The organism is Kribbella sp. NPDC056861, assembly GCF_040687575.1.
Lineage (GTDB): Bacteria > Actinomycetota > Actinomycetes > Propionibacteriales > Kribbellaceae > Kribbella.
Genome location: NZ_JBFBNQ010000008.1, coordinates 257277 through 279090 on the forward strand (window position 1 = coordinate 257277; position 21814 = coordinate 279090).

14 protein-coding genes are annotated in these 21814 nt (G+C 66.0%); 10 read left to right on the forward strand and 4 right to left on the reverse strand.

Annotation, left to right across the window (positions count from 1 at the left end; translation table 11 throughout):
• Positions 1 to 13: 13 nt before the first annotated feature.
• The gene (ligA, locus tag AB0P21_RS35550; protein WP_363702794.1) at positions 14 to 2143 is read left to right on the forward strand and encodes an NAD-dependent DNA ligase LigA; all 2130 of its coding nucleotides are present in this window, start codon (positions 14 to 16) and stop codon (positions 2141 to 2143) included.
• A 54-nt stretch (positions 2144 to 2197) separates the two neighbouring features.
• Here ligA and AB0P21_RS35555 read toward each other — a convergent pair whose 3' ends face one another.
• Positions 2198 to 2596, reverse strand: a complete 399-nt coding sequence (locus AB0P21_RS35555; RefSeq protein ID WP_363702796.1) for a hypothetical protein — start codon at positions 2594 to 2596, stop codon at positions 2198 to 2200.
• Between the two features lie 87 nt (positions 2597 to 2683).
• On the opposite strand from AB0P21_RS35555, the gene AB0P21_RS35560 reads away from it, so the two are divergent.
• On the forward strand, positions 2684 to 3712 hold the full coding sequence (locus tag AB0P21_RS35560) for a PT domain-containing protein (protein ID WP_363702798.1): 1029 nt from the start codon (positions 2684 to 2686) through the stop codon (positions 3710 to 3712).
• Between the two features lie 6 nt (positions 3713 to 3718).
• Positions 3719 to 3943: a hypothetical protein gene (locus AB0P21_RS35565; protein ID WP_363702800.1), complete on the forward strand. Its 225-nt coding sequence runs from the start codon at positions 3719 to 3721 to the stop codon at positions 3941 to 3943.
• Positions 3944 to 4017: 74 nt separating this feature from the next.
• Here the strand turns inward: AB0P21_RS35565 and AB0P21_RS35570 are convergent, their stop codons facing one another.
• On the reverse strand, positions 4018 to 4662 hold the full coding sequence (locus tag AB0P21_RS35570) for an amino acid-binding protein (protein ID WP_363702802.1): 645 nt from the start codon (positions 4660 to 4662) through the stop codon (positions 4018 to 4020).
• Between the two features lie 234 nt (positions 4663 to 4896).
• On the opposite strand from AB0P21_RS35570, the gene gatC reads away from it, so the two are divergent.
• The 3 genes from gatC to gatB are packed head-to-tail and all read left to right on the forward strand — an operon-like array spanning position 4897 to position 8200.
• The gene (gene gatC, locus AB0P21_RS35575; RefSeq protein ID WP_363702804.1) at positions 4897 to 5196 is read left to right on the forward strand and encodes an Asp-tRNA(Asn)/Glu-tRNA(Gln) amidotransferase subunit GatC; all 300 of its coding nucleotides are present in this window, start codon (positions 4897 to 4899) and stop codon (positions 5194 to 5196) included.
• Positions 5196 to 6701: an Asp-tRNA(Asn)/Glu-tRNA(Gln) amidotransferase subunit GatA gene (gatA, locus tag AB0P21_RS35580; RefSeq protein ID WP_363702806.1), complete on the forward strand. Its 1506-nt coding sequence runs from the start codon at positions 5196 to 5198 to the stop codon at positions 6699 to 6701. The genes gatC and gatA overlap by 1 nt, the downstream gene beginning before the upstream one ends.
• Positions 6698 to 8200 (forward strand): Asp-tRNA(Asn)/Glu-tRNA(Gln) amidotransferase subunit GatB, encoded by a 1503-nt coding sequence (gene gatB / locus AB0P21_RS35585; RefSeq protein ID WP_363702808.1) that lies wholly within the window; start codon positions 6698 to 6700, stop codon positions 8198 to 8200. Before gatA ends, gatB begins: the two co-directional genes overlap by 4 nt.
• Positions 8201 to 8254: 54 nt before the next feature.
• Here gatB and AB0P21_RS35590 read toward each other — a convergent pair whose 3' ends face one another.
• Positions 8255 to 8641, reverse strand: coding sequence for a hypothetical protein (locus AB0P21_RS35590; protein WP_363702810.1), 387 nt, complete (start codon positions 8639 to 8641; stop codon positions 8255 to 8257).
• Positions 8642 to 8716: 75 nt separating this feature from the next.
• Positions 8717 to 9829 (reverse strand): PQQ-dependent sugar dehydrogenase, encoded by a 1113-nt coding sequence (locus tag AB0P21_RS35595; RefSeq protein WP_363702812.1) that lies wholly within the window; start codon positions 9827 to 9829, stop codon positions 8717 to 8719.
• Between the two features lie 138 nt (positions 9830 to 9967).
• Between AB0P21_RS35595 and AB0P21_RS35600 the strand changes: the two genes are divergently transcribed.
• The 4 genes from AB0P21_RS35600 to AB0P21_RS35615 all read left to right on the forward strand — a co-directional run bounded on the left by AB0P21_RS35600 (position 9968) and on the right by AB0P21_RS35615 (position 21405).
• Entirely contained in the window at positions 9968 to 10693 is a 726-nt protein-coding gene (locus AB0P21_RS35600; protein WP_363702814.1) for a peptide deformylase, read from the forward strand.
• A gap of 167 nt (positions 10694 to 10860) precedes the next feature.
• Positions 10861 to 13668, forward strand: a complete 2808-nt coding sequence (locus tag AB0P21_RS35605; protein ID WP_363702816.1) for a LamG-like jellyroll fold domain-containing protein — start codon at positions 10861 to 10863, stop codon at positions 13666 to 13668.
• Entirely contained in the window at positions 13665 to 20390 is a 6726-nt protein-coding gene (locus AB0P21_RS35610) for a polymorphic toxin-type HINT domain-containing protein (RefSeq protein WP_363702818.1), read from the forward strand. The genes AB0P21_RS35605 and AB0P21_RS35610 overlap by 4 nt, the downstream gene beginning before the upstream one ends.
• Before the next feature lie 376 nt (positions 20391 to 20766).
• Positions 20767 to 21405 carry a hypothetical protein gene (locus AB0P21_RS35615; protein WP_363702820.1) on the forward strand — a complete coding sequence of 213 codons (639 nt, stop codon included), beginning with the start codon at positions 20767 to 20769 and terminating at the stop codon, positions 21403 to 21405.
• Positions 21406 to 21814: the final 409 nt, after the last annotated feature.

Below are 21814 nucleotides of genomic sequence, written 5' to 3' on the forward strand. Positions count from 1 at the left end.
GTAGGTTCTGGTCATGAGCACGGAGATTCCTGAGACCAGCGCCGCCGATCAGCCCGCCGCGCCGCCGGAGGCGCGGGAGCGCCATGCCGCGCTGAGCCGGGAGATCGAGGAGCACCGGTTCCGGTACTACATGGCCACCTCGACCATCTCCGACGCCGACTTCGACGCGCTCATGCACGAACTGCAGGCGATCGAGGAGCAGTACGCCGAGCTGCGCACGCCCGACTCGCCGACCCAGAAGGTCGGCGTCCCGATCTCGACGCTGTTCACCGCGGTCGAGCACCCGCAGCGGATGGAGAGCCTGGGCAACGCCTTCTCCGCCGAGCAGATGGAGGCCTGGGCGAAGCGGCTGGAGCGCGAGGTCACCGTCCAGCAGATCCACGACTCGGGTTTCCTCTGCGAGCTCAAGGTGGACGGCCTGGCCCTCGACCTGGTCTACGAGCACGGCCGGCTGGTCAGCGGCGCCACCCGCGGCGACGGCCGCACCGGCGAGGACATCACGCTGAACGCCCGCACCATCGACTCCATCCCCAACGAGCTGGCCGTCGCCGACCCGCCCGCGTTCCTGGAGGTCCGCGGCGAGGTCTACTTCCGGGTCGAGGACTTCACCGCGCTGAACGCGCAGCTCGTCGAGGCAGGCAAGGACCCGTTCTCCAACCCGCGCAACAGCGCCGCCGGTTCGCTGCGGCAGAAGGACCCGCGGGTCTCCGCCAGCCGGCCGCTGCGCTTCGTCGTGCACGGCATCGGCAAGGTCGAGGGGCTGCAGATCGGCCGGCTCTCCGAGGCCTACCAGCTGCTGAAGGAGTGGGGCCTGCCGGTCAGCGACCGGGCCCGCCGGGTCGAGACCCTTGCCGAGGTCAACAAGTTCATCGAGTACTACGGCGAGAACCGGCACTCGGTCGACCACGAGATCGACGGCGTCGTGGTCAAGGTGGACGAGGTCGACCTGCAACGCGCGCTCGGCTCGACCTCGAGCGCGCCGCGCTGGGCGATCGCCTTCAAGTACCCGCCCGAAGAGGTCACCACCAAGCTGCTCTCGATCGAGGTGAACGTCGGCCGCACCGGCCGGGTCACCCCGTACGGGGTGATGGAGCCGGTCCGGGTGGCCGGCTCGACGGTCGAGTTCGCGACCCTGCACAACGGCCAGGAGGTCGAGCGCAAGGGCGTCTGGATCGGCGACACCGTCGTACTGCGCAAGGCCGGCGACGTGATCCCCGAGATCCTCGGCCCGGTGATGGAGCTGCGGCCCGACGACGCGCACCCGTTCCGGATGCCGACCCACTGTCCGTCCTGCCGGACCGAGCTGCGGCCGATGAAGGAGGGGGACATCGACATCCGTTGCCCCAACTCCCGATCGTGTCCGGCCCAGTTGCGGGAGCGGTTGTTCCACCTGGCCGGCCGATCCGCGTTCGACATCGAGGTGCTCGGCTTCAAGGCGGCCGACGCGCTGATCAGCAGCGAGCTGATCACCGACGAGGGCGACATCTTCTCGCTCACCGCGGATGACCTGATCAACAGTTCCTTCTTCACCACCAAGGCCGGCGCGCTGTCGGCCAACGCCACCAAGTTGCTGACCAACCTCGACCAGGCCAAGAAGCAACAGCTGTCCCGGGGCCTGGTCGCGCTCTCCATCCGGCACGTCGGCCCGACCGCGGCGGCCGCGCTGGCGGCGGCGTACGACGACATCGACGCGATCGAGGCGGCGTCCGAGGAGGAGCTGTCGCAGATCGAGGGCGTCGGGCCGACGATCGCGCACGCGGTGATCGAGTGGTTCGAGATCGACTGGCACCAGGAGATCGTCCGTAAGTGGAAGGATGCCGGCGTCGAACTGCGGCAGATCCGGTCTGGACCAACAGTCGAACAGACCTTGGTGGGACAGTCTGTGGTGGTGACCGGAACGGTCGAGGGGTACAGCAGGGACGAAGCCACCGAGGCGATCGTCTCGCGCGGCGGCAAGGTGGCCGGCTCGGTCTCCAAGAAGACCTCGTTCGTGGTGGTCGGCGATTCGCCGGGATCCAAGTACGACAAGGCGGTTCAGCTCGGGGTACCGGTGCTGGACGCGGCCGGGTTCGAAGTACTGCTGACGGATGGGCCGGAGGCGGCTGCGCGAGTGGCCACCAACCCCGATCCCGAAGATGCCTGACACTCAAGGGATCCGACCGGGCCTCTGATCCGTCGGACTGTTAGTTTGCACCATCTACACGTGGGTTTCTAAGGAGCGCATATGACTACGCCGCCACAAGGACCGTGGGGTCCTGGGCAGCCGGGGGGCCAGCCGGGCGGGCAACAAGGGGGTCAGCCGGGTGGACAGCCAGGCCAGGGTGGCTGGGGACAGCAGCCCGGCCAGGGCGGTGGTGGCTGGGGTCAGCCGCCGGCGCAGCCCGGACAACCTCAGCCCGGTCAGCAGCCCGGTCATGGTCAGCCCGGTCAGGGTCAGCCCCCGCAGCAGGGTGGCTGGGGCCAGCAGCCTGGTCAGCCTCCGCAGGGTGGACAGCCGCCGGCTGGTGGTTGGGGTCAGCCTCCGGCGCCTCAGCCCGGTCAGCCCGGCTACCAGCAGCAGCCGTGGGGCCAGCAGCCGCAGCAGGGTGGCTGGCACCAGCAGCAGCAACAGCCCTGGCAGGCCGGACCGGGTGGACCCGGTGGGCCGAAGAAGGGTGGCATCCCCAAGGACAAGCTGCCGCTGGTGATCGGCGGCGGTGTGGTCGGCGTCGTGCTGATCGGCCTGCTGGTCTTCCTCGGTGTCCGCGCGCTGGGTGGCGACGACAAGCCGGTCACGCAACCGACCTCCACCCAGCCGACCGGTAACCCGACGGGCGAGCCCACTGGTGAGCCCACGGGCGAGCCGACCGGTGAACCGACGGAGCAGCCGACCGGCGGGCCGAGCAACAACGGCACGGTGGGCGAGTCCAAGGGCCAGGCGAAGGCAGCCACCGACAAGGTGCAGGCGGCCGGGTTCCAGTGCTCCGATCTGTTCAACGGAGCCCAGGGCGCGCACCGCGGCTGCTTCAAGGTCGACGAGATCAGCCAGACCGAGATCCTGTTCCAGTTCCAGCCCGACGGCACCATCATCGGGACCCTGATCCGGTCGCGGAACTCCGAGAACGTCAACAACGCCACCGTCGCCTTCGACGCGGCGCTGCAGGCGATCGGCAACGACACCTTCGGCGGTAGCGAGGTGGCCAAGATCCAGGCGGCGGTGAAGACCGGGCAGAAGAACGCCAAGGTCGGCAGCACCTGGGGCGAGTTCAGCCTGATGAACCTCGGCGGCACCCTGCAGATCTCCGGTGGCAAGTCCGGCTCGGACTCGTACGACCTGCCGCGCAAGGAGTTCCAGACCACCGAGGACCAGCTGAACACGGTGCTGAAGTCCAAGCAGTACACCTGCACCTCGTCCTGCCGGAAGGATCTCGGCCGGGCCGGCTCGCAGCGGATCTTCGCGATCGGCGGCAAGACCGGCATCCGGGTGCTCGAGTTCAGTGCCTCCGGTAAGCCCGAAGAGGTCAAGGCGGCGCTGCCGGCGGCCATCGCGGACGGGTTCGGTGTGCTCAAGGGCCCGGACACCGCGGCGCTGAAGGCCTTCCTCGACTCGCACAAGGACGGCAAGCCGTACATTGCTTATGTGTCCGGCTGGCGGGTGGAGCAGCGCGGCAACGGCAGCGACGACTACCAGTCGCAGTCGATCGAGATCAAGTACGAGTCGTACTACGTGTGAGGTGTGATGAAGTTCAGCCCGGCTAAGCGGGAGCAGACTCCGGTGGCCAAGCCGCCGCCGGAGTCACTGCCCCGGGTGGACGGGGGCGGCCCGTGGGGGCCGACCCAGTTCGACCTCCCGGAGCGTGACGGCAGCAACACCCAGGCGGTGGTGGTCGTCGCCGTGGTCGGGGTGGTCGTGCTGCTGGTGATCGCGGGGCTGTGGGCCTTGCTGTACTTCCGGTACAACTGAACACCGTACGTAATTAGAAGAAGGCGTCTCCCGCATGCGGGAGACGCCTTCCTCGTTGTGCTGCTTGCTTTGGGTCAGGCAGTGGCGCGGATGGTGACCGCGAGGCTGGCCAGGTAGCTCAGCCGGGCCACTTCGGAGCCGAGGAACTCGGGCCCGCCGCGGCGGCCGATCACCAGCACCCGGCGGTCCGACTCCAGCGGCGCTGCGACCAGCACCGACTCGGACAGACCCTTGTGGTCCGGCGCGGTCAGCGTCGTCGCCTTCGCCAGCGGCAGCCACTGCTCACCCAGGTCGCCGAACTCTGGTGTGGCACTGGTCTCCAGCGCGACCTTGATCGCGCTGCCGGTGCCGTCGAGCAAGGCGGCCCAGTCGGCATGCAGGACAGCGGGCGCCTGCTCGACCAGGATGTCGATCGCCTCGGCCGGGGCCGACGTCATCTGCTCGACGGCCTCGAGGTCCATGTGCAGGCCGCCGCCGGCGCCGTACCGGGAGAACCAGATCACCTCGACGTCGGGGACACCGTTGCAGGCCGAGACGAGCCGGTCGGGCAGCACACCCGGCGGCAGGTCGACCACGATGTCGTCGACGGCGGTGCCGTTCTCACGACGGTGCTCCACGATCTCGATCGCGTGGATGTCGGCACTCACCTCACCGAGGGCCGTTGCGACGGTGCCCAGCGAACCGGGACGGTCCGGGATGATCAATCGCAGCAGGAACACCGAACGATCATCTCCCAGCCGAATACCACGCAAGTTACGCCCTGTCGCGGCCAATGTTACAGAGCGGAACAAAGTGACACGCCGGGGCCTCCCAACTGGTGAACACTTTCCGGGCGGCAAACCGGAAATACAAGTGTCACAACGGCCCACTAGGATGGGCCGGTCCGTAGGTAGGTGCCAGCACGTCGAGTGCGCACCCTGCCGGCAACTCGCTGTAGACCATTGGAATCCTTCATGCCATCGATTACCCGCGATGAGGTCGCGCATCTGGCGCGACTGGCGCGGATCGAGCTCACCGAAGACGAGCTCGACCACCTCGCTCCGCAGCTCGAGCAGATCATCGGCCTGGTCGCCCAGGTCAGTGAAGTGGCTGCCGAGGACATCCCGCCGACGTCGCACGCCCTGCCGATCACCAACGTGATGCGCCCGGACGTCGTCGTTGCCTGCCTGACCCCGGAGCAGGCGCTGTCCGGCGCCCCGGCGGCCGAGGAGCAGCGTTTCCGGGTACCGCGGATTCTCAGTGAGGAGGCGTGATGACGGACCTGACACGGAAGACCGCAGTCGAGCTGTCCGAGCTGATGAGCTCGGGCCAGACCTCCTCGGTGGAGGTCACCCAGGCCCACCTGGACCGGATCGGCGGCACCGACGGCGCCGTGCACGCGTTCCTGCACGTCGACACCGAGGGCGCACTGGCCCAGGCTGCCGACGTCGACAGGCGGCGCGCGGCCGGTGACGAGCTCGGCCCGCTGGCCGGCGTGCCGCTGGCCCTGAAGGACGTGCTGACCCAGGACGGCGTGCCGACCACCGCCGGCTCGAAGATCCTCGAGGGCTGGAAGCCGCCGTACGACTCGACCGTGGTGAAGCGGCTGAAGGCGGCCGGCATCGTGATCCTCGGCAAGACCAACATGGACGAGTTCGCGATGGGCTCGTCGACCGAGAACTCGGCGTACGGGACCACCCACAACCCGTGGGACCTGAACCGGATCCCCGGTGGCTCGGGTGGCGGCTCGTCGGCCGCGATCTCGGCGTACCAGGCGCCGCTGGCGATCGGCACCGACACCGGTGGCTCGATCCGTCAGCCCGCCGCGTTCACCGGCACCGTGGGCGTCAAGCCGACGTACGGCGGCACCTCGCGGTACGGGCTGATCGCGCTCGCCTCCAGCCTGGACACGCCAGGCCCGTGCGCGCGGACGACGCTCGACGCGGCGCTGCTGCACGAGGTGATCGCCGGCTACGACCCGATGGACTCCACCTCGATCAACCAGCCGGTGCCCGCGGTCGTCGACGCGGCTCGCAGCGGTGACGTCACCGGTCTGCGGATCGGCGTCGTCAAGGAGCTCGGCGGCGAGGGCTACCAGCCGGGCGTCGAGGCGCGCTTCCACGAAGCCGTCGAGCTGCTCACCAAGCTGGGCGCCGAGGTCGTCGAGGTGTCCTGCCCGCACTTCCAGTACGCGCTGCCGGCCTACTATCTGATCCTGCCGAGCGAGGCCTCCTCCAACCTGGCCAAGTTCGACGCGATGCGGTTCGGCCTGCGGGTCGGCGACGACGGTGAGAACGACGCCGAGAAGGTGATGAGCCTGACCCGCGAGGCCGGGTTCGGTCCCGAGGTCAAGCGCCGGATCATGCTCGGCACGCACGCGCTGTCCAGCGGCTACTACGACGCGTACTACGGCCAGGCGCAGAAGGTGCGGACGCTGATCGCCCGCGACTTCACCGCCGCCTACGAGCAGGTCGACGTGCTGGTCTCGCCCTCGACGCCGACCACCGCGTTCGAGATCGGCGCCCGGGTCAACGACCCGATCGCGATGTACAAGAACGACCTCTGCACCATCCCGTCGAACCTGGCCGGCAACGCCGCCGCGTCGTTCCCGATCGGTCTGGCGGAGGAGGACGGCCTGCCGGTCGGCTTCCACGTGATGGCCCCGGTGATGCGCGACGACCTGTGCTACCTGGTCGGTTCGGCGCTCGAGTCGGCGTACGCCGACCAGTGGGGTGGCGTGCTGATGTCGAAGGCTCCGGAGCTGGAGGTCACCCGATGACTGTGGTTGCTGATGTGCTGTCCATCGATGACGCTCTGGGCCAGTTCGACCCGGTGATGGGCCTGGAGGTCCACGTCGAGCTGAACACGCGGTCGAAGATGTTCTGCGGCTGCCCGACCGTGTTCGGCGCCCCGCCGAACACGCAGACCTGTCCGGTTTGCCTCGGTCTGCCGGGCGCGCTGCCGGTGGTGAACGCCCGCGCGATCGAGTCCGCGATCAAGATCGGCCTGGCGCTGAACTGCGAGATCGCCGAGTGGTGCCGGTTCGCCCGGAAGAACTACTTCTACCCGGACATGCCGAAGAACTTCCAGACCTCGCAGTACGACGAGCCGATCGCCTTCAACGGCTGGACCGAGGTGGTCGTCGACGGCGAGACCTACCGGATCGAGATCGAGCGCGCCCACATGGAGGAGGACACCGGCAAGTCCACCCACGTGGGGGGCGCGACCGGCCGCATCCACGGGGCGTCGCACTCGCTGGTCGACTACAACCGGGCCGGTATCCCGCTGATCGAGATCGTCACCAAGACGATCGAGGTGCCGCCGGCCAAGGCCGCCGCGGTCGCCCGCGAGTTCGTCAGCCAGCTGCGCGATCTGCTGCTCGCGCTGGACGTCTCCGACGTCCGGATGGACCAGGGCTCGCTGCGCTGCGACGCGAACGTGTCGCTGAAGCGCTCGGGCACCACCACGCTGGGCACCAGGACCGAGACCAAGAACGTGAACTCGTTCCGCTCGGTCGAGCGGGCCATCACCTACGAGATCACCCGGCAGGCCGCAGTGCTGGTAGCCGGCGGCTCGATTCTGCAGGAGACCCGGCACTGGCACGAAGACACCGGCATCACCACCTCGGGCCGGGAGAAGTCGGACGCCGACGACTACCGGTACTTCCCGGAGCCGGACCTGGTACCGGTCGCACCGGCGCGGGAGTGGGTCGAGGAGATCCGCGCGACGCTGCCTGAGGCGCCGCCGCTGAAGCGCGCCCGGCTGCAGAAGGAGTGGGGCTTCACCGACCTGGAGATGCGCGACGTCGTCAACGGCGGCGTGCAGACCCTGATCGAGCAGACCGTCGCCCTTGGCGTCGCCGCTGCCGCCGCGAAGAAGTGGTGGCTGGGCGAGCTGGCCCGCGCGGCCAACGAAGCCGGCAAGGACGTCGACACTCTGGGCGTCGGCCCGGCGGAGATCGCCGAGGTGCAGAAGCTGGTCGACTCCGGTGCGCTCAACGACAAGCTCGCCCGTGAGGTCTTCGACGGTCTGGTCAAGGGCGAGGGCACGCCGGCCGAGATCATGGCTTCTCGCGGCCTGGCGTTGGTCTCGGACGATTCGGCGCTGCTCGAGGCCATCGACCGGGCGATCGCTGCCACCCCGGGCGTTGTCGAGAAGGTCAACTCCGGCAAGCCGGCCGCGGCCGGGGCGCTGATCGGCGCGGTGATGAAGGACATGCGTGGCCAGGCCGATGCGGCCAAGGTGCGCGAGCTGCTGAACACGCGGCTGGGGATCTGAGCTCAGCTTCTCGTTGCGGAGGGCCCGGCGCTTTGTTGCGCCGGGCCCTCTTTGCTAGCAGGGCTTGACGTACCAGACCGGGTTGAGGTCTTCGTAGCCGCCGACCTGGTTGGGGACGTAGCGCCAGACCTCCTTGGTGCGGGTCAGGAGCTGGGCCCAGGTTCCAGGGGTCTGGTTGTTGTAGACGTAACCGGTGCCGGTCCAGCCGGTGACCGGGTAGGTGCCGCAGCGGTAGAAGTCGTCGGTGCGGCCGTTGTGGGTGACGCAGAAGTGGCCGTATGCGCAGGTGGCGGCTGGGGCTTGAGCCTGGGGTTGGGCCTGAGTTTGGGGTGCTGGGGTTTGCGTTGGCGCCGGGTCGGCCGGGCGCGCGCTGGCGACCGTAGTACCGGCGAACGAGGTGGCGACAACGGCGAATGCGACAGCGATGAGTTGGCGAGACATCAGACGGGTCCTTTCGGGGCGGTTGCCTCGACCGTGACACCGCCCGATGACATCTCGCTGACGGCCCGCTTTCGCCTACTTGGAGATGGTGACCCGGAGGATCCGGTCGTCGCCCGACTTGGCGCCGCCGCGGCCGTCGGTGTTCGAGGTGGTCAGCCACAGTGAGCCGTCCGGCGCCGCTTCCACCGTGCGAAGCCGGCCGTACTGACCGGCGAAGAAGGCGACCGGCGTACCGGCGCTCTTGCCGTTGGCGACCGGGATCGCCCAGAGCCGTTCACCCCGCAGGCCCGCCATGAAGATGTGGCCCTGAGCAAACGTGATCCCGCTGGGGGAGGCGTCCTTGGTGGCCCACTGCCCGATCGGATCGACCATCCCGTCCAGCCGGCTCACGCCCTCAGCGGCCGGCCAGCCGTAGTTGGATCCCGGCGTGATGGCGTTCAGCTCGTCCCACGTGTTCTGCCCGAACTCCGCGGAGTACAGCTGACTCCCGCCGAACGCGAGCCCCTGCACGTTGCGATGCCCCTTGGTGATCCACAACCGGTTGTCCGGGTTGCCCGGCGCGGCCTTGCCGTCCGTCGTGACCTTGAGGACCTTGCCGCCCAGCGAACCGTCGTCCTGCGAATTCGGCCGATCGCCGCCGTCGCCCGTCCCGGCGTACAGGAACCCGTCCGCCCCGAACCTGAGCCGCCCACCGTTGTGGATGGCCGCCTTCGGAATCCCCTCGACGATCACCGTCGGCTCGCTGATCGCGCCGTTCGCATAGGTCAACCGCGCGATCCGGTTGTCCTCACTGCTGGAGTAGTAGACATACACATACGGCCTCTTCGGGTACTGCGGATCAACCGCGATCCCGAGCAACCCACCCTCGGACGACGGATCAACCCCCTCGACCGTCCCGACCTCGGTGACCTGTGCCCCGGCTACGACCCGCTTGATCTTCCCACTGTCCCGCTCGGTCACCAGCGCACTCTTGTCCGGCAGGAACGCCAACCCCCACGGCACCTCGATCCCCGTCGCGACCGTCCCCGCCACGGCAAGCTTCACCGCCGGAGTGGACGCAGTACTGCTCGGCCGCCCGTCGGGCGAAGACGTGGACACCGACGGCTGCGCATCCCCGCCACCGCCACCACACCCACCGACCAACGCCACCACAGCCACCAGCACGCCAGCCTGCAGTCCCTTACCCATGAGCACCCATCCGTCTCTGTGACCCAACCCCCAGGCTCCCCAAGCTACCGACCACTCCAACGCCCGAACGCCCACCGCGTTATGGCCATGCACCCCTGTACCCGCCCACCGGATCTGTCATCGGCCACAATTAGTGCTGTGAACATCACCAGGCGTGCGTTGCTGGCCGGTACTGCGGCCTTGCCGCTGGTTGCCTCTGCCCAGACAGCCTCAGGAGTTGGCCGCCGAACCATGAACCACGTCAAGGACCACATCACCCGACTGGTCGACCAGCACCGCGACGGCGTCGCCCCGATCGTCTCCCTGGGTGATCCGGTACTACGCCAGCCGGCCGACCCGTTCGACGGCCAGGTCGACGACAAACTCCTCGCCGAGTTCATCGAACTGATGCAGCGCACGATGCGAGCCGCCCCCGGCGTCGGCCTGGCAGCCCCGCAGATCGGCGTACCGGTGCGCATCGCAGTACTGGAAGACCCGGCAACTGTCTCCGACGAGGTAGCCGAAGCCCGCCACCGCTACCCGCTCGAATTCTTCGCCGCCATCAACCCCGACTACCGCCCCAACGGCCACAAACGCCGAGGCTTCTACGAAGGCTGCCTGAGCATGCCCGGCTACACCGGCGTAGTGAACCGCCCGTACTCGGTCCACGCCACCTACACCGACCCCACCGGCCACCCCCACCACAAAACCTTCACCGGCTGGCAGGCCCGCATCGTCCAACACGAAACAGACCACCTCCGCGGCACCGTCTACGTCGACAAACTAGAACCCCGCTCGTTGTCCACCACCGAGAACTACCTCGACAACTGGAACGACCCAATCCCCACCCGGGCTGCCCAAGCGCTCCGCTTCCACCTCGACTGAGCTCCCTGGTACGACGATCGGGCAGTGTGACGCAGATCATGCACCAGATCGTCAGGTCTGCGATTTGTATGGGTCAACTGTATGAGTTGTACATGTTCGTCACCGTTTGCGACTCCTAGGATCCGAAGCGCATCTGTGGCTCGGGGGAGTCGAAGAGCGGTGGGGCGATGTACAAGACAGGTCTGCCCGCGGGCAGAAAAGCAACAACCCGGCGTGCGGTAGCAGCAGTCTGCGCGCTGTCAGTTGGCGTTCTCGGATGGCTCAACGCCGTCCCAGGCGGCGCGAAGCAGACGGCGGAAGCGACGCCGGTGGCGGCCGCTGCGTCCAAGGCGGCATCCATTGTCGACGACGACAAGACCGCGCCGGCGCGCGCCAAGGCGTCCGGCAAGCGGGTCGAACAGTTGGGCAAACGCACCGCGACCGATCAGACGTTCGCCAACCCGGACGGCACCTTCACGCTCGAACAGTCAAACGAGCCGGTTCGTACGAAGAAGGACGGCCAGTGGGTCGACCTGGACGCGACGCTGTCGGCCGGACAGGACGGACGCATCCGCCCGAAGGCAGCCTCACTGGAGATGAGCTTCTCCGGCGGCGGCACCGACCCGCTCATCTCGATGAAGTCCGACGGCCATGAGCTGAAGCTCGAGTGGCCAGGCTCCCTGCCCGAACCGGTCGTCGCCGACGACGCGGTCACTTATCCGAACGTCTTCCCTGACGTCGACCTGAAGATCACCGCGTCGACGAGTTCCTACAGCGAAGTACTGGTCGTCAAAACGCCCGAGGCCGCCCGCCTCCCGCAACTGAAGAGCCTCGACCTGGCGATGGAGGCACCGGGCCTGAACGTCGCCGAGGCACCCGGCGGCGCCATCCTCGCCAAGGACATGCTGGGCAAGGTCATCTTCACCGGCCCCGCGCCGACGATGTGGGACTCCCGCGGCAAGATCCAGTCGCCGGCCGACCAAGACCGTACCGAGGCGCCGATCGACGGCGACAGGGTCGTCCAGATCCCACTCGAGATCGACAACGACTCGCTCAAGATCAGCCCGCCCGCCACTCTGCTGAACGACACCGCGGCGAAGTACCCGCTGCACATCGACCCAGGATTCGGTACGCAGCAAGGCCGGGCCATGATCGACGGGGCACACCCGACGAGTTCCTACTGGAACTGGACCGGCACGGAGGGCGTCGGCTACCAGGACTTCAGCCCGCCCACCCGCAAGCGGTTGATCTACAAGTTCAAGATTGCCGGCTTGCAGGATGCCCACATCATCGGAGCCCAGTTCAGCGCCTACGAGACCTGGTCTGCGAGCTGCAACAAGCGCGAGGTCCAGGCCTGGAAGACCGCCGCCATCGGCACCACGATCAACTGGAACACCGGCTCCGGCTCGAACGTCTGGCTGAAGGAACTCGACTCCGTGGTCGATGCCGCCGGGTGGAGCAGCGCGTGTTCGCCGAACGGCAAGTGGCTCGAGTTCAACGTCCTGACAGCTGTGGCCGAACAGGCCGCGGCGGCGAACGGCTGGCTCCACCTCGGCCTCCGCGCCAGCGAAACGGACGCCCTGTCCTGGAAGCGGTTCAGGACAGACGCGAAGATCTCCGTCATCTACAACCACATCCCAGCTATCAAGAGCATGGCAACCAGCAATCCGACCATGGGCTGCGCTCCTGCGACGGCCCCGGTGAGGGTGAACGCACGCAATCCGATCCCCAAGGTCGTGGTCCAGGACACGGACCGGCAGCCGACCTCGGTCGGGTTCGAGTTCTGGACCAACAACCAAACGCCCGCCAGATGGCGAGGCACGAGCCTGACGAAGGTGAACGGCGCCGGCATCCTGTTCATGCCGCAGGACCAGGTGACCATGCTCAGTCCGAACAACCTCACCGGCTGGCGGGCGCGGGCCTGGGACGGATACGACTACTCGCCTTGGTCGCAGATGTGCTACTTCTACATCGACACCACCGAGCCGCCGATCCCGACCGTCACCGTCCAGGGCTCGGACACGACGATCTTTCCGCTCAACCAGCCGATCACCGTCAGCCTGTCGAGCACCCGGGCGGACACCAACTACTTCAAGTACACGATCGATTCCGAAGAGCCGACCAGTGACGTCGTCCAGGTCTCTCCGGGGACCTTCACCTTCACCCCCAGGCAGCCGGGACCGCTGGTGATCCGCGCGTGGAGCTTCGACCGCGCAGGGAATCGCAGCCTGAAGTACGGCGAGGAACGTGTCAAGGTGGCGACCGGGATCACCAACGGCCTCTGGTTCATGAACGAGGGGACGGGAACTGTCTTGGGCGACAGCAGTGGTAAGCGGCACTCACTCCAGCTGGGCACGGGACAGTGGACGACGGGTGATCGTTGGTTCGAGGACGAAGAGAAGCCGGTCCTCGACCACGCGGTGGCGCTGAACGGCAGCACGGCGGTGACTTCGGTCGATTCGGACATCGTCGACACCAGCAGGAGCTTCACCGTCAGTGCGCGGGTGGCGATCGGGTCGAAGACGACTCGCCAGGTCGCGGTCAGTGAGGACCGGGCAGGGTCCGGCGGCTTCACTCTCGGCTTGCAGAGTATGGATCTGACGGATCCCGGCGAGCCGAAAGCAAGCTGGTCGTTCTCGATCCCGGACCCGAACGGAACCGGACAGGTCACGGTCGTCTCGGCGGCCGATGCCTACAGCCCGGGTGACTGGGTGTACCTCACCGGCATCTACGACTCGACCCGCCGCGAGTTGAGCCTGCTCGTCGACGGCGACGACGTGACCCCACCGCTGAAGATCGGAACGGACCAGGTACCGATCTCCCTTCTGCCGGGGATCAAGCCCGCTCCCGACGGCACCGGACAGTTCCGGGTCGGATCGGCCATGGTCAACGGTGCTCAGAACTACTTCCTGAACGGGAAGGTCGATGACGTCCGGATCTATCCCGGGCCGATCGACGAGGACACTATCGACCAAGATGCCCTGGAGACTCCGTGACCGCCCGAGGACGCAAGAACACACACAGGTTCCGATCTGCCAGGGCCGCGCTGGTCACCCTGCTCGGTGTCAGCCTGATCGCCGGGCTGGGGACCTACGTTCCAGAGGCCGAGGCGAAGACACCGTCGCGGCCGGCTCCACCCGTCAAGCAGGAGAAACCCACACCGGGCAAGGACTTCCAGGCTGGTCAGACGCGAGATCGTGCCGGCGAGCAGTCGGCCGAGGCATCCAAGCCGCAGCCGCAGCCGGAGTGGCCGGCGGCATCGACCTCGGTCGCCGGTACTGCGGTCGGGAAGTCGGCCGCGACTGATCAGAAGACTGTCTCGCCGGTCTCCGTGACGGCGGCGGCAGCCGGTACGGCGAAGGCGGCAACTCCTGCACCTTCGATCAAGGTCGACGTGTTGAGTCAGGCCGAAGGCGCCCGCCTGGGAGTCGAAGGCGTCGCCATCCGACTGACTCGGACCGACACACAGAAGACTGCTGCCACGACGAAGGTGAGCGTCGACTACTCGAAGTTCGCGTCGGCGTTCGGCGGCAACTGGTCCAACCGCCTGCGGATCGTCGAGCTGGCTTGCGTCGCAGGCGGGGCCTGCAGTGAGAAGCGAGTACTGCCAGGCGCCGGTAACGACAGCCGGAAGATGATCGTGTCGGCTGATCTCGACCTACCCGCCGTGCCAGCTCAGGGAGCTACCGCGAAAGCGGGTTCCGCTTCCTTCACCACGCTGGCCGTCGCAGCGGGCGCCTCCGGTTCGGCCGGCTCGTACGCGGCGACACCGTTGGCTGCGTCGTCGAGCTGGAACGTGGGTGTACAGACCGGAGACTTCACCTGGAACTACCCGTTGCGGGTACCGCCGGGGACTGCCGGACCACGACCGGAGCTGTCGATCGGCTACAGTTCCGGATCGATCGACGGTCAGGTTGCCTCCAGCAACAACCAGACCTCGTGGGTCGGTCAGGGACACTCGCTCGAACCGGGTTTCATCGAGCGCAAATACGTGTCCTGCGCCGACGACATGGTCAACAGCAACACGACGGTCAAAACCGGCGACCTGTGCTGGAAGACCGACAACGCGGTGCTGTCCCTCGGCGGCCACTCCGGTGAACTCGTCAAGATCGCGGCTGACACGTTCAAGCTGCGCGAAGACGACGGATCACGGATCCAGCGGCTGTACTCCGCGGGCAATGCCAACGGCGCCCGCGAGGGTGAGCACTGGCTGGTCACCACCTCCGACGGTACGCAGTACTACTTCGGCAGCAACCCGACCATCTCCGGGACCGATCGTGCCAACTCGGTCAACACCGTGCCGGTCTTCGGAAACCAGACCGGCGAGCCATGCCGCGCGGCGACCTTCGCCGCATCGTACTGTCAGCAGGCCTGGCGTTGGAATGTCGACCGGGTCGTCGACGTCCACGGCAACCTGATGACGTACCGGTACGTTCAGGAGAACAACTACTACGGCCGCAACAACAACACCGGCGTATCGCTCTACCAGCGGGCCAGCTACCCCTGGATCATCGACTACGGCAAGGTGACGGCGACCGAGACGACGAAGGCCGCACCGGCCCGGGCCTGGTTCGAGGTCGCGGAGCGTTGTCTCCCGGGCGGAGCGGTCACCTGCGCACCAGCTCAGCTGACGGCGGCGAACGCCGCCTACTGGCCGGACGTGCCGTTCGACCAGATCTGTACGTCGGCGACGTCGTGCCCCAACCGCACCTCGCCGTCCTTCTTCAGCCGCAAGCGCCTGGCGAAGGTGAACACCGAGACGCTCAACGGCAGCGGCTGGCTTTCGGTCGACACCTGGAGCCTGACCCAGGACTACCCGCCGTCCGGTGACACCGACCGCTCGCTGTTCTTGCGGACCATCACCCACCAAGGGCGCGCCGGTGGAACCCTGACCAACCCGCCGGTCTCCTTCGTGGGGATCAACAAGCCGAACCGCGTGGACGCGATCGGTGATGCTGCGCCGGCCATGAACAAATGGCGGGTCTCCTCGATCTCGTCGGAGTCCGGGCAGGTCACCAACGTCAACTACAGCGCTCCGGACTGCACACCCACGACAAAGCCGGGCCTTGCGGACGCGCCGACGAACACCAAGCGATGTTTCCCTGTCTACTGGACTGTCGAAGGGGGCGTGGAGCCGACGCTGCACTGGTTCAACAAGTACGTGGTGACCAGCGTCGTGGTCGCTGACAGCAGCACGGACGGCCTGGATCAGGGCACGTTCTACGAGTACCTGGGCACTCCCGCTTGGCACTTCGACGACAACGAACTCACTGTGCTCAAGTACCGCAGTTGGGGCGACTGGCGCGGCTACTCGAAGGTCAACGTGGAGACCGGCGCGCCCAGCGATCGGACCCGAACCCAGTACACCTTCTTCCGCGGGATGCACGGTGACTACCTCAATCCGCAGGGCACTGCCAAGAAGACGGTCGGTGTCACCGACAGTCAGGGCGAGGTCATCCTCGACGCGCCGCGGCTGAACGGCTTCGGCCGCGAGCAGATCACCTACGACGGTGCGGGCGGCCCAGAGGTCACCGGGACGATCAGCACTCCCTGGACCAAGCAAACCGGGGCCGGCGGTGACACAGTCTCGACCCTGCTGCAGACCAAGTCGACCTTCGTCCGGACCCGGCTGAGCAACGGGGCCTACCGGACGGTCGGCTCGACGACCGAGTTCGACGACCTCGGGATGCCGGTTTCGGTCGACGACCTCGGTGACGTCACCGTGGCCAACGACGATCGTTGTACGCGCTTCACCTACAACCGGAACGAGGTACTGCAGATTCTCGGTGCGGTCAGCCGGGAGGAGAAGGTGTCGGTCGGGTGCGGTGTCACCCCCAACCGGCCGACGCAGGTGATCTCGGACGAACGCTCGTACTTCGACGGACAGACGGATCTGACCGCGGCACCGGTGGACGGCCTCGTCACCAAGGTCGAGACGATGAGCGGTTGGTCCAACGGACCGCAGTACGAAGAGCGGTCGCGGACGACATACGACAGCCTCGGCCGGGTCAAGGAAACCTACGACGGGCTGGGACGCAAGACGAGTGGAGTCACCTACACGCCCGCTACCGGCGGGCCGGTCACCGGTCGCGCGGTCTCGGACGCGAAGGGCTATGTCAGCTCGACGATCATCAACCCTGCCTGGGGTGCGACGGTCGCGGAGGTCGACCCGAACGGTCGCCGCACGGACCTGGAGTACGACGCCTTCGGGCGGCTGACCGGAGTCTGGCTGCCGAACCGCTCGAAGGCCGGTAGCGCGACTGCGTCGATGCTGTTCAGCTACCTCCTGTCGAAGACGGCTCCGAATGTCGTTGCCACGCAGGAACTTCTACCGAACGGCACGTACAAGACCAGCAGGACGCTGTTCGACGGACTTCTGCGACAGCGCCAGGTACAGACGCCGGCAGCCACCGGTGTCGGCCGGGTCATCTCGGACACGACGTACGACTACCGCGGCAATGTCGCGACGCAGACCGGTGCGTACTACGACGACAAGTCGGCGCCGACCAACACCTTGTTCGACGCCAACGAGCCGAACCTGCCGGGTCAGACGGTGAACACCTACGACGGCGCGAACCGTCCGGTGGTCTCGGTCTTCAACGTTCAGGGACATGAGCAGTGGCGGACCCAGACGATCTACGGGGGCAACGCGACCGCTGTCATCCCGCCGTCCGGTGGCACGACGAGCATGCAGCTCTTCGATGCCCGCGGGAAGGTGAGTGAGCTACGGCAGTACCACGGTGCCGCCGCTGGTGGAGATTACGACTCCACGAAGTACACCTACAAGCCGGACGGTCAGCTTGAGACGATCGCCAACGCCGCGGGCAGCGTCTGGCGGTACGGCTACGACATCCGGGGGCGGCAGATTTCCTCGGCGGACCCGGACAAGGGCACCACGACCTCCACCTACGACAAGGCGGACCGGCTGGTCTCCACGACGGATGCCCGGAATCAGTCGATCTTCTACTCCTACGACGAGTTGGACCGCAAGACGGCGATCCGAAGCGGTTCGGCGAACGGCACCGTGCTCGCGTCGTGGATCTACGACACCCTCGGCAAGGGTCTGCTGACTTCGTCCACCCGGACGGTCGACGGCAACAACTACGTCAATGCGGTGACCGGCTACGACCTCCTCGATCGTCCGATCGGGACCAGCGTCACGATTCCGGCCTCCGAGGGAAAGCTCGCCGGGACCTACAGCGCGACGACGACATACAACCCCGACGGCAGCGTCAACAAGGCGAAGTTGCCCACTACTCCAGGTCTTCCCGATGAGACGATCACGATGGAGTACGACGCCTTCGGCAACGCGGACGGTATCGGCGGCTGGCAGTCGTACGTGGCCGGCACGAAGTACGGCGAGTACGGCGATCCGCTGCAGTACCGGATGGGCCAGGCGTCGGAGAAGTCGATCTATCAGTCCTTCGAGTACGAGCAGGGCACCCGCCGGCTCGCCAAGATGGATGTCGACCGAAGTACCGTCGTCGCCGCCGATGACACCTTCAACTACACCTACGACGACGCTTCCAACGTCACCTCGGTGACGCACACGATGGGTGCCGCCGTAGACCGGCAGTGCTACGCGAACGACTACCTCCGTCGTACGACGGAAGCCTGGACGCCCGCGGGAACCTGTGCCGCAACGCGTTCCGCCGCCACCCTCGGGGGACCGGCGCCGTACTGGCAGTCCTACAACTACGACAAGTCCGGCAACCGCACGAGCGTCGTGGACCACAAGGTCGCCGGCGACACGACATCCACCTACAGCTATCCGGCCGCCACCGCTGTTCGGCCGCACGCGGTGACCGCTGTCAACGGCACGGGCCCGAGCGGTACGTCGGTCGACAACTACGGCTACGACGCCACCGGAAACCTGTCCTCCCGAACAGTCGGCGGTGACACCGACACCCTTGCCTGGGATGCCGAGGGCCACCTCTCGTCGGTCTCCGGTCCTGCCGGTGACACCGACTTCGTCTACGACGCCGAAGGCAGTCGCCTGATCCGTCACGACCCGAAGGGTTCGACGCTCTACCTGGCCTCGGCCGAGGTCCGCTTCGACAAGGTGACCGACAAGGTGAAGTCGACCAGGTACTACGACTTCAACGGCAAGACAGTCGCCATGCGCAACGATGCCCTGACGGTCGAGTACCTGATGGCCGATCCCCAGGGAACCTCCACCGTCTCGGTGGACGGCTCGACCACGGACATCTCCCGCCGCTACATGGACCCGTTCGGCAACAGCCGCGGCGCCCCGTCGCCAACCTGGGAACCGAACAGCCACGGCTTCGTCAACGGCGTGGACGACCCCTCAACCGGCCTGACCCATCTGGGCGCCCGAGAATACGACGCCAAACTGGGCCGCTTCATCAGCGTCGACCCCTTGGTCGACATCGCCAACCCGCAGACCCTCAACGCCTACTCCTACTCCAACGGCAACCCGGCAACCTTCAGCGACCCCGACGGCCTGCTACTGAAGGACGACGGCGGCGCCCCCACCAAACCGACCGCCACCAAGGTCAAGAAAAAGGTCACCCCGCCGTCCACCGAGGAAGGCCAGAGCGAAGCCCTCGAACAGGCCGTCGCCCAAGTCACCCACCATCGCGAAGCAAAAGAAGAAGCCAAACGCGTCATCAAGCGCGTCATCAAGGACCTGGTCAAGATCGTCGCCGACGAAATCGGCGTCACCGACGCCCTCAACTGCTTCACCGACGGCGACCTCGGCGCTTGCGCCTCGACCGGAGTCACCGTCCTGTCCTCCTTCGCCGGCGGAATCGCCGGCAAACTGGTCAGCAAGTACCTCTTCCACGCCAAGAAGGCTTGGAAGTTGGTCGGCCGAATAAAAGACCTGATCGGCGAAGCCATCGAGGGCATCAAGGGCTTCCGTAAGGCCGAAGACGAGCTCCGCGCGGCCGAACAAGCGGTGGCTTCGTCGTGTTCTTTCAACTCGTTTGAGCCAGGCACTCTGGTCCTGTTGGCAGATGGCCACCAGAAACCGATCGAGCACCTTCAAGTGGGTGACGAGGTAGTCGCTGCGGATCCAGCCACCGGGAAAGTTGCCGCTGAACCCGTGGTCAGGACGATCATAGGTCAGGGCACAAAGAACCTGGTGGAACTCGAACTAACGACTACCGGAGTTGACGGCAAGAAATCTACTGACGTCATTACAGCAACGGCAGGTCACCCGTTCTATGTCCCTGCAGCCGGGCGCTGGCTGGACGCGGGCCAGTTGACGATCGGGAACCAGTTGTCCTCTCTTGGCCAGCCGGTCGCGGTTACCGCCACGAAGAGCTACGCGGCTGTCGCGCGTGTATACAACCTGACGGTTAGCAACGTGCACACGTATTATATAGTTGTTAGTGGTGTGCCTGTCCTTGTCCATAACTGTGGGCAGTTGATCTACGAGGCAAATGGCAAACATGGGCCCATCGCGCGCGCCAGTTCTCGTGGTCCGAATAGTGCTTTGCCGAGTAATGGCCAGGCCGCCTTGGACAACTCGGTTCAGATCAAGCCGACTTCACCTCGTCGTATAGGTCGAAGCAATGGTGAGGATGTGATTCTGGACAGGCATGGCGAGGTAGCATGCGGGTGTACGGTGGAAGGAGGAACGAATGAGCTGTTCCACGGGCATGTCCGTACCGACGTTGGCACGGATCCAGGGATGTCCAAGGCAAGTTCAGTTCTACGAAGAGCGATCAAGTCTGGACTGGTGGAGCCATGACGTCTGAACGAAGTGAGTTGGACGGTCGTCGCGTTCTTCTGAGAGATATCTCTGGCGATGACCCGGAGCTCGCCGCGCAGGCATTGTTAGCGTTGGCGTACGACGAACCTGACCGTCAGTGGGTCCAGACCTTCCTTCTCGAGCTCAGTGGGTCAGAGCGACCCCTTCAGCTTCGTCAGTTGGCATTGACCTGCCTGGGGCATATCGCGAGACTTGATGGCGCTATCAGACCTGACGTCGTGGTTCGCCTTCAACAGTTGCGTCTGGATGCTGACCTAGGCGGACTGGCCGAAGACGCGCTCGATGACATCGAGTCGTTTGTGACCAGAAAGCCCTGACTAGAGTCCTGATTGGTGTTTTTGAGTGGCGGTTGTCAATGCCGTTGGCAACCGCCACGCCGGCTGGATTTCCGGGCGTTTGCTATCGTGGCGGTATTCGCGGCTCCAGTGATTTGTCGTCACGGATCATCGAGGATCGAGACCTTTCGTCGCTCCTGGCGGATTTGTTTGATTTCAACGTCTCGCGTCAGGCGGGCGCTGACTCTCCGAGACTGATTTCAGGGCAGCAGCTCAAGAGTATTGCGGGAGCTTTTTCCGGTGGCGAATTCTATCTGTGTGGAATGCGAGGAACCCGCCGGCCCGTGTTGTGTGCGAGTTCAGAAGGAGAGGCGGGGCGCATTGCGGATGATCTGCGAGATGCTCTTCGCCTCATGATTGGCTTCCCGTACTGGAGGGACGCCCTGAAGTACTCCGCGAACGGTGACCTGGCGAGTATGGAGGTGGCGACAGGTTTCTTGTGGCGTGATCTGCTGGCCAAACATCCGGAGATCGTGGACAAGCAGTCGAGAGTTGCCGGGATGCTTGGTGTCGATCTCGACACTCCGCTCGAATTGATTACCCGTCTACATGCGGTCGTGAAGGATGCGGGGCAGGACTTTTTGTTTGCCGATGACACCGGAGAGTACGGCAGCCTGTTCGGTCCGTTCCCGCCCAGTCGGAATCAGCGCTGGCAGTAGATTGCCACCTGTTTTGGCGCATCTGGTTCCGATCCAATCAGAGCTTGTCGTCGCGGTGGGATCGAAGTTCGCCCCGCTGCTGTCAGCCGTCGACGGTTGATCGCGAGGCTTGTGGTCGGGGCGTTGGCCAGTTGCCCAGCGACCTTTTGCAGCTTTTGACGGCAGATTCGGCTTGCAGTACAAGGATCCCGCTGCTAGGGCCGGCCAAAGTGTATGGGTGAACTGTATGGGTTGCATGTGTTGCGTGCTCGTCCATTGACTTAGCGTTTCATCGCATCTGTGGCTCGGGGGAGTCGAGAGCGGTGGGGTCAAATGTCGGGGTATTCGAGCAAGCGGCGTGCTGTGGCAGGGGTCTGTGCCGCGGCTGTTGGGGCGTTGGGGTGGGTGACGGTCGCGCCTGAGACCGGGC